3 pseudogenes are annotated in these 9,083 nt (G+C 72.9%); all 3 read right to left on the bottom strand.

The window, feature by feature from the left end:
• Positions 1 to 141: 141 nt before the first annotated feature.
• Positions 142 to 3,399, bottom strand: a pseudogene (locus B7R87_RS34480) (acyltransferase domain-containing protein); the annotation flags it as partial.
• A 12-nt stretch (positions 3,400 to 3,411) separates the two neighbouring features.
• A pseudogene (locus tag B7R87_RS34485) lies at positions 3,412 to 4,464 on the bottom strand (beta-ketoacyl synthase N-terminal-like domain-containing protein); the annotation flags it as partial.
• A 132-nt stretch (positions 4,465 to 4,596) separates the two neighbouring features.
• Positions 4,597 to 9,080 (bottom strand): annotated as a pseudogene (locus B7R87_RS34490) (type I polyketide synthase); the annotation flags it as partial.
• Positions 9,081 to 9,083: the final 3 nt, after the last annotated feature.

Raw genomic sequence — 9,083 nt, forward strand, 5'->3', positions numbered from 1 at the left:
CGGCTCGGACGGTGCTGCGGCGGCCACCGTGGCCACCGGGGGTGTGCCTGCGGTGTCGGTACCGAAGAGTTCGGTCAGGATCTCCTCGGCCAGGGCGGTGGGGTTGGGGTGGTCGAAGACGACGGTGGACGGCAGCCGTATCCCGGTGACGGTGTTGAGGCGGTTGCGCAGCTCGACCGCGGTCAGGGAGTCGTACCCGACGTCGCGGAAGGCGCGGGTCGCGTTGATCTCGTCCGTCGATTCATGGCCGAGTACGGCGGTGGCGTGGGAGCGGACCAGGTCGATGACGGTACGGCGTCGTTCGCCCAGGGTCATCGGGGCGAGTTGGGTGGCGTATTCGCCGCGTTCGGTGGTGGCGGTCTGTGCCGGGCGGGCGGGTTCGGTGTCTTCCCGGGCTTCGGGGATGGTGTCGAGGAGGGGGCGCGGGCGGGCCGCGCAGAACACCGGGGCGAACTTTTCCCATTCCACGTCGGCTACGGCGATGAACGTCTCGTCCTCGGTGAGGATCTCCCCCAGCGCGGTGAGTGCGCGTTGGGTTTCGAGGAAGTTCATGCCCTGGCGGCGCAGGCGGCTGGGGGTGACGGCTCCGGCGCCCTGTTCCATCTCCGCGTCGAGGGCGTCCCAGTCGCGGGAGTCCCACACCCCCCAGGCAATGGAGGTGGCCGGGAGGCCGCGGGAGCGGCGGGTCTCAGCGAATCCGTCGAGGAAGGAGTTCCCGGCGGCGTAGGCGCCGTGGTCGTTGCTGCCCCAGGTCGCGGAGATCGACGAGAAGAGGACGAACTCGTCGATGTCGAGACCGGTGGTGGCCTGGTCGAGGTGGACGGCGCCGGCCGCCTTCGCACCCAGCGCGGCCGCCAGGCCTTCACGTTCGGTGTCCTCGACCCACGCGAGGTAGGGCAGGTTGGCGGTGTGCAGGACGGTGGAGAGGCCGGGGCCGGTCTCCTGGATCCAGCCGACCATGCCGTTGACCTGCTCCGGTGTACCCAGGTCGCAGCCGAGTACGTCGACATCGGCGCCGCCGTTGGCGACGGATGCGGCCAGCGCGGGCAGGCCGGGAGCCAGGGGGCCGGAGCGGGAAGTCAGCACCACGCGCTGGGCGTTCTGCTCCGCGAGCCAGACACCCACGGTGACGCCGATCGAACCGGTGCCACCGGTCAGCAGCACCGTCCCGCGCGGAGTCCACTTCCCCGTCTCGGCGCGGCGCGGCTCTGCATGGACGAGGCGGCGCAGGAACACGCCGTCGGGCCGCAGGGCGACCTGGTCCTCACTGGTCTGGCCCAGGATTGACGCCAGACCGGTACCGGCTTCGGCGGTGAAGTCGGCCGGGAGGTCGACGAGTCCGCCCCACAGTTCGGGGCGTTCCAGGCCGACGGCTCGGCACAGGCCCCAGACCGCGGTCTGGGCCGGGCTGGTGGTGGCCTCGCCCGCACCGGTCTGGACGGCACCGCGGGTCAGCACCCACACCGGGACGGCGGCTCCGGCGCGGTGGACGGCCTGGATCAGTTCGACCGTCGCGGCCGTACCGGACGGCACCCAGGGAAACTCCGCATCCGGGGTCTCGTCGAGGGCGAGGAGCGACACGATGCCGGTGACTTCCGCGACCGTGCCCGGGTCGAGGTCCCCGACGTCTGTGGCGGTGAGGACGTCGGCACCGTGGCGGGTCAGCGCTTCAGCCATCGCGGGCGCGTCCGGGTCGTCCCCGACGAGCAGCCAGATGCCGGAGAGCGCAGGCCCGGTGGTGCCGGGGTGGGTGTCGGAGAGCTGCCAGGTGATGCGGTAGCGCCAGTCGTCGGCCGGCCGGCCGGAGCGCTTGACCTCGGGGGTCTCGGGCCAGAACCGGCGCCGCTGGAACGCATAGGTCGGCAGGTCGACGGTGGTGCCGCTGCCGAGGATGGTGGTCCAGTCGACGGGGACGCCGCGGACATATGCCTCGGCAAGGGAGGTCAGCAGCCGCTCGGGGCCGCCGTCCTCCCGGCGCAGCGTGCCCACCGCGACCGGGTCGCGGTCCTCCAGGGTGTCGGCAATGGCCTGGATGACGACGGGGTGGGGGGACGCTTCGACGAACACCCCGTGACCCGCCTCGCCCAGGACGCGGATGGCGCGGTCGAACTCGACCGGCTCCCGCAGAGACGCGTACCAGTAGGCAGGGTCCATTTCGGGGCCGGTGAGCCACTGCCCGCTCATCGCGGACACCATCGGGATGGCCGCCTCGTGCGGAGTGATGCCGGTGAGAGTGGTGAGGATGTCGGTCCGCAGGGCATCGACCTGCGGACCGTGCGAGGCGTAGTCGACCGGGATCATCCGGGTCCGTACCGCTTCACCACAGGCGTCCTGCAGCTCTTGCAGGGCGTCGGGTTCGCCGGAGACGACGGTCGCGGAGGGGCCGTTGACCGCAGCGACCGACAGCCGGTCGCGGAAGGGGGCGATCCTGCGCCGTACCGCATCGGCGGGCTCGGCTATCGACAGCATGCCACCGCGGCCTGCGAGGGCAGCGAGGGTACGGCTCCGCAGCGCCACCACCTTCGCCGCATCGTCCAGGGACAGGATCCCGGCGACGGCTGCGGCGGCGATCTCACCCTGGGAATGGCCGACCACGGCATCCGGTTCGACACCGGCGGCCTGCCAGACCGCGGCCAGGGACACCATCACCGCCCACAGGGCGGGCTGGACGATCCCGGCGGCCTCGAAGCCGTGGTGTCCGGCGAGGACGTCGTCCAGCTCCCAGTCGACATACGGGGCGAGGGCGGCCGCGCACTCGGCCAGCCGTGCCGCGAATACGGGAGAGGTGGCGGCGAGTTCGCGGCCCATGCCGATCCACTGGCTGCCCTGGCCGGGGAAGACGAACACGGTGCGGCCTGCGCCGGCCGGGGCGACTTCGCCGGTCAGCACACCGGCGGAGGCCTGTCCGGTGGCGGCCGATGCCAGGCCGGTGAGGAGTTCGCCGCGGCCGGCGCCCAGGACGACGGCGCGGTGTTCGAACGCGGAGCGGCCGGTGGCCAGCGACCACGCCACATCACCGGCCGGCAGTGAGGGGCGGGCCAGCAGATGGTCACGCAGGAGGCCGGCCTGGCCGGCGAGGGCGGCCGGGCTGTGGCCGGAGACCAGCCATGCGGGGAGGCCGGACGCCGGTGCCAGGACCGCCGGCGCCGGGGATCCGCCGGTCCCGGGAGAGGGCTGCGGTGTTTCGGGGGCAGCCGGGGTTTCTTCCAGGATGACGTGCACGTTGGTGCCGCTGACGCCGAACGCGGACACACCCGCCCGCCGCGGCCGGTCACCGGCGGGCCAGTCACGGGCCTCGTCCAGCAGCCGTACGTTGCCTGCCGACCAGTCCACATGGGTGGAGGGGGTCTCGGCGTGCAGGGTGCGGGGCATCCGGCCGTGCTGGAGCGACAGGACCATCTTGATGATCCCGGCGACACCGGCGGCGCACTGCAGGTGGCCGATGTTCGACTTCACCGAGCCCAGCCACAGCGGCCGGTCCCCCGCCGGACGCTCCTGGCCGTAGGTGGCCAGCAGCGCCTGGGCTTCGATCGGGTCGCCCAGCGAGGTGCCGGTGCCGTGGGCTTCGACGATATCGACGTCGGCGGCCGACACCTGGGCGTTGGCGAGCGCGGCGCGGATGACGCGCTGCTGGGAGGGTCCGTTGGGGGCGGACAGGCCGTTGGAGGCGCCGTCCTGGTTGACCGCGCTGCCGCGGATCACAGCCAGGACCTGGTGGCCGTTGCGGCGGGCGTCGGACAGGCGCTCCAGCAGGACCACACCGGCCCCTTCACCCCAGACGATGCCGTCGGCGTCGTCGGAGAACGCCTTGCAGCGGCCGTTGGAGGCCATGCCGCCCTGCTCGGAGAACTCCATGAACGCGCCGGGTGAGGTCATCACCGTGGCACCGCCGGCGAGGGCCATGGTGCATTCGCCGGAGCGCAGGGCCTGGGCTGCCTGGTGGAGGGCGACCAGGGAGGAGGAGCAGGCGGTGTCGACGGTGACCGCGGGGCCGGTGAGGCCGAGGACGTAGGAGATGCGTCCGGAGGCGACGGAGGAGACGGAGCCGGTCAGGCGGTAGCCGTCCAGGCTCTGGTCGTCGACGGGGAGGCTGCTTTCGTAGCCGGAGTGGCTGACGCCGATGAACACGCCGGTGGCCGAGCCGTGGAGCGAGGACGGGGCGAGGCCGGCGCGTTCGATGGCCTCCCAGGAGGTTTCCAGCAGGAGGCGCTGCTGCGGGTCCATGGCGAGGGCTTCGCGGGGGTTGATGCCGAAGAAGCCGGGGTCGAAGTCGGCCACGTCGTAGACGAAGCCGCCTTCGCGGACGTAGGCGTTGCCGGCCCGGACCGCTTCGCTGCCGAACTCTGCTTCGAAGGCTTCCCAGCCGCGGTCGGTGGGGAAGCCGGAGATGGCGTCCGTGCCTTCGGTGAGCAGTTTCCAGAACTGTTCGGGTCCGCGGACGTCGCCGGGGTAGCGGCAGCCCATGCCGACGATGGCGATGGGCTCGCCGCCGGCGGCGGCCACCACCCGTACCGTGCTGTCGGCCTGGGCGGAGCCGAGGAGTTCGCCGTGGATGAAGTCCGCGAGGGCGGCGGAGTTGGGGTAGTCGAAGACGAGGGTCGAGGGCAGGCGGACCCCGGCGGCGGTAGAGAGGCGGTTACGGAGCTCGACCGCGCCGACGGAGTCGAAGCCCAGGTCCTTGAACGCCCGCTGCGGCAGGACGGCTTCGGCCGACTCGTGTCCGAGTACGGCGGCCGCGTGGCCCCGGACCAGCTCTGCGAGGAGCTGGCGCTGCTCGCCGGCGGGCATGGTGTGCAGCCGGGCGGCGAGTTCCGAGCCGCCGCCCCGGGTGCCCGGCTCCCCACTCCCGCTCCCGCTCCCGGTGCCGGTGCCGGTGGTGTCGGTGGTGAGGACGGCGCGGACTTCGGGCAGGGCGGACAGGAAGGGGCTGGGGCGGCGGAGGGTGTAGGTGGGTACGAACCGGGGCCAGTCGAATCCGGCGATCGTCAGGGCGCCTTCACCGGCGTCGAGGACCTGGCCCAGGGCGCGTGTGCCGCGTTCGGTGTCGATGCCTGCCATGCCGAAGTCCAGCAGCCGGTCGCCGTCGTTTCCGGCGGCCATCCCGACGCCGGCCCACAGGCCCCAGGCAATCGAGGTGGCGGCAAGGCCGCGGGAGCGGCGCTGGTCGCACAGGGCGTCCAGGTAGGCGTTGGCCGCCCCGTAGGCGCTCAGTCCGCCGCTGCCCCAGGTGCCGGAGCCGGAGGAGTAGAGGACGAAGGCGTCGAGTGGGCGGTCTGCGGTCAGTTCGTCCAGGAGCGTCGCGCCGCCGGCTTTCGCCGCCAGGACGTACGAGAGGTCTTCTGCGCCGACTTCTTCGACGGGCATGCGGGTGCCGACGCCGGCGGCGTGGAACACCGACGACAGCGCCGGTCCGCTGGTGTCGATCCAGTCCAGGAGGGTGCTTGTTGCGGTGCGGGCGGCGATGTCGGCGGCGATGACGTCGACGGCTGTTCCGGCGGTGGCGATCGACGCCGCGAGAGCCGCGGCGTTCTCGGCGTGGGGGCCCGAGCGGCTGGTGAGGACCATGCGTGCGGTGGTGCGTTCGGTGAGCCAGTGGGCGGTGATCGCGCCGACGCCGCTGGTGCCGCCGGTCACCAGGACGGTGCCGGACGGGTTCCAGGCCTGGCCTGCGGCGGGGCGGGGGGCATGCTCCAGGCGGCGGCCGAGGATGCCGCGGGCGCGCAGGGCGACCTGGTCCTCCACGCCGTCGGCGAGAACGGACACCAGGCGGGCGGCGGTACGGGGGTCCCAGTCGGCGGGGAGGTCGATCAGACCGCCCCAGCGTCCGGCGAGTTCGAGTCCGGCGACGACTCCCAGGCCCCAGACCTGCGCCTGCACCGCACTGGTAACCGGCTCGGCCGTACTGGTGCCCACGGCGCCCCGGGTGACGACCCACAGCGGAGCCGTCACCCCGGCATCGCCCAGAGCCCGTACCAGGTCGACCGTGGCCATCAGGCCGGCGGGGACGACGGGGTGCTCGGGGTGGGTTCCCCCGGACAGGGCCAGGGTCGACACCACGCCCGCTGCGCCGGTGACCGTGGACGGGTTAAGGAGGTCCGGGGTGGTGACGGTGACGGTGCGGGCGCCGCGTGCGGCGAGCGCTGCGGTGACGGTGTCCGTGTCGGGTCCGTCGCCGACGATCAGCCACGTGCCGGACAGGGAGGTGCCGGAGTCGGGAAGGGGTGTCCAGCCGATGCGGTAGCGCCAGTCGGCGACCGTTGCGTCGGCGCGTTCCCGCAGGCGCCAGTCGGTCAGCGCACCGAGGGTGGACTCGGCGGCGTCGACGCCCAGGAGATGGGCCAGGGTGTCCGCGTCGCCCTGCTCGACGGCCGCCCAGAACCCGGCCTCCGCCGGTGTGCCCGCGGTCTGCGGAAGGGCCGGCGGTACTGCCGGCCGCGGCCAGTAGTGCCGGTGCTGGAAGGCGTAGGTCGGCAGGCCGACGGTCGTGCCGGTGTCCAGGACGGTGGTCCAGTCGACGGCCACACCCCGCACGTGGGCTTCGGCGAGGGACGTCAGCAGCCTTTCGGAGCCGCCGTCCTCCCGGCGCAGGGTGCCTACGGTGACCGGGTCGCTCTCGTCGAGGGTGTCGGTGATCGCGTGGATGACGACGGGGTGGGGGGAGGCTTCGACGAACACACCGTGGCCCGCCTCACCGAGGACGCGGATCGCGCGGTCGAACTCCACCGGCTCGCGCAGGGATGCGTACCAGTAGGAGGGGTCCATTTCGGGGCCGGTGAGCCACTGCCCGCTCATCGCGGACACCATCGGAATCCGGGCCTCGCCCGGGGTGATGCCGGTGAGGGCGGTGAGGATGTCTTCGCGCAGGGCGTCGACCTGCGGACCGTGCGAGGCATAGTCCACCGGGATCATCCGGGTCCGCACCACTTCACCACAGGACTCGGCAAGTTCGCGCAGGGCATCCGGTTCGCCGGAGACGACCGTTGCGGAGGGGCCGTTGACCGCAGCGACCGACAACCGGTCACCGAAGGAAGCGATCCGGGCCCGGACGGTGTCGGCGGGTTCGGCTATGGAGAGCATGCCGCCGCGGCCTGCGAGGGCGGACAGGGTACGGCTCCGCAGCGCGACGACCTTCGCCGCATCGTCCAGGGACAGGATCCCGGCGACGGCTGCGGCGGCGATCTCACCCTGGGAATGGCCGACCACGGCGTCGGGGGTGACTCCGGCGGCCTGCCAGACGGCGGCCAGGGAGACCATGACGGCCCACAGGGCGGGCTGGACCACACCGGCGGCTTCGAAGCCGTGGTGTCCGGCGAGGACGTCGTCCAGCTCCCAGTCGACATACGGGGCGAGGGCGGCCGCGCACTCGGCCAGCCGTGCCGCGAATACGGGTGAGCTGGCGGCGAGTTCGCGGCCCATGCCGATCCACTGGCTGCCCTGGCCGGGGAAGACGAACACCGTGCGGCCGGTGCCGCCGGGGGCGACCTCACCGGTCACCACACCGGGCGCTGCCTGACCGGTGGCGGCCGATGCCAGTCCGGTGAGGAGTTCGTCGCGGCCGGTGCCGAGGACGACGGCGCGGTGCTCGAACACCGACCGGCTGGTCGCCAGCGACCACGCCACATCCTCCGCCGGAAGCGAGGGGCGGGCTACGAGGTGCTCGCGCAGACGGCCCGCCTGGCCGGCGAGGGCGGCCGCGGTCCGGCCGGAGACCAGCCAGGCCGGGAGGCCGGGTGCCGGGGCGAGGACCGCCGGCGCCGGGGTGGCGCCCGCCCCGGAGGCAGGGGCGGCGGGGTCGGGTTCGGGGGCGGGTTCGGGGGCGGGGGCTTCTTCGAGGATGACGTGGGCGTTGGTGCCGCTGATCCCGAACGCGGACACTCCTGCCCGGCGGGGCTGGTCACCGGCGGGCCAGTCGCGGGCCTCCTGGAGCAGGCGTACGTTGCCGGCCGTCCAGTCCACATGGGTGGAGGGGGTGTCGGCGTGCAGGGTGCGGGGCAGGACGCCGTGCTGCAGGGCCATCACCATCTTGATGACACCGGCGACACCGGCGGCCTGCTGGGCGTGCCCGATGTTGGACTTGACGGAGCCGATCCACAGGGGCCGGTCCTGGGCGGGGCGCTGGCGGCCGTAGGTGGCGAGGAGGGCCTGGGCTTCGATGGGGTCGCCGAGGGTGGTGCCGGTGCCGTGGGCTTCGACGGCGTCGACGTCGGCCGCGGAGAGCCGGGCGTTGGCGAGGGCGGCGTGGATGACGCGCTGCTGGGAGGGGCCGTTGGGGGCGGACAGGCCGTTGGAGGCGCCGTCCTGGTTGACGGCGCTGCCGCGGATGACGGCGAGGACGGGGTGTCCGTTGCGGCGGGCGTCGGAGAGTCGTTCCAGCATGAGCATGCCGGCGCCTTCGGCCATGCCCATGCCGTCGGCGCCGTCGCCGAAGGCTTTGCAGCGGCCGTCCGGGGACAGGGCGCGCAGTCGGGAGAAGCCGGTGAATTCGCTGGGGTCGGCCATGACCATGACGCCGCCGGCGAGGGCGAGGGTGCATTCGCCGGAGCGCAGGGCCTGGGCTGCCTGGTGGAGGGCGACCAGGGAGGAGGAGCAGGCGGTGTCGACGGAGACGGCGGGGCCGGTGAGGCCGAGGGTGTAGGAGAGGCGTCCGGACAGGACGCTGAGGGCGTTGCCGGTGATGAGGTGTGCCTGGGCGTCGGGTTCGTTGCCGACGGCGGTGAGGTAGTCGGAGGTGGTGCCGCCGATGAAGACGCCGGTGCCGGTGTTTTTGAGGGTGGTGGGGGCGATGTTGGCGCGTTCGATGGCTTCCCAGGTGGTTTCGAGGAGGAGGCGTTGCTGGGGGTCCATGGCGAGGGCTTCGCGGGGGCTGATGTTGAAGAAGGCGGCGTCGAAGTTCCCGGCGGCGGTGACGAAGCCGCCTTGGGTGACGTAGGTGGTGCCGTCGGCGTCGGGGTCGGGGTTGTAGAGGGCTTCGGTGTCCCAGCCGCGGTCGGGGGGAAGGGGGTGATGGCGTCGGTGCCGGTGGTGATGAGTTCCCAGAGGTCTTCGGGGGCGGTGATGTTGCCGGGGTAGCGGCAGGCCATGGA

This window comes from Streptomyces tsukubensis (assembly GCF_003932715.1).
Lineage (GTDB): Bacteria > Actinomycetota > Actinomycetes > Streptomycetales > Streptomycetaceae > Streptomyces > Streptomyces tsukubensis.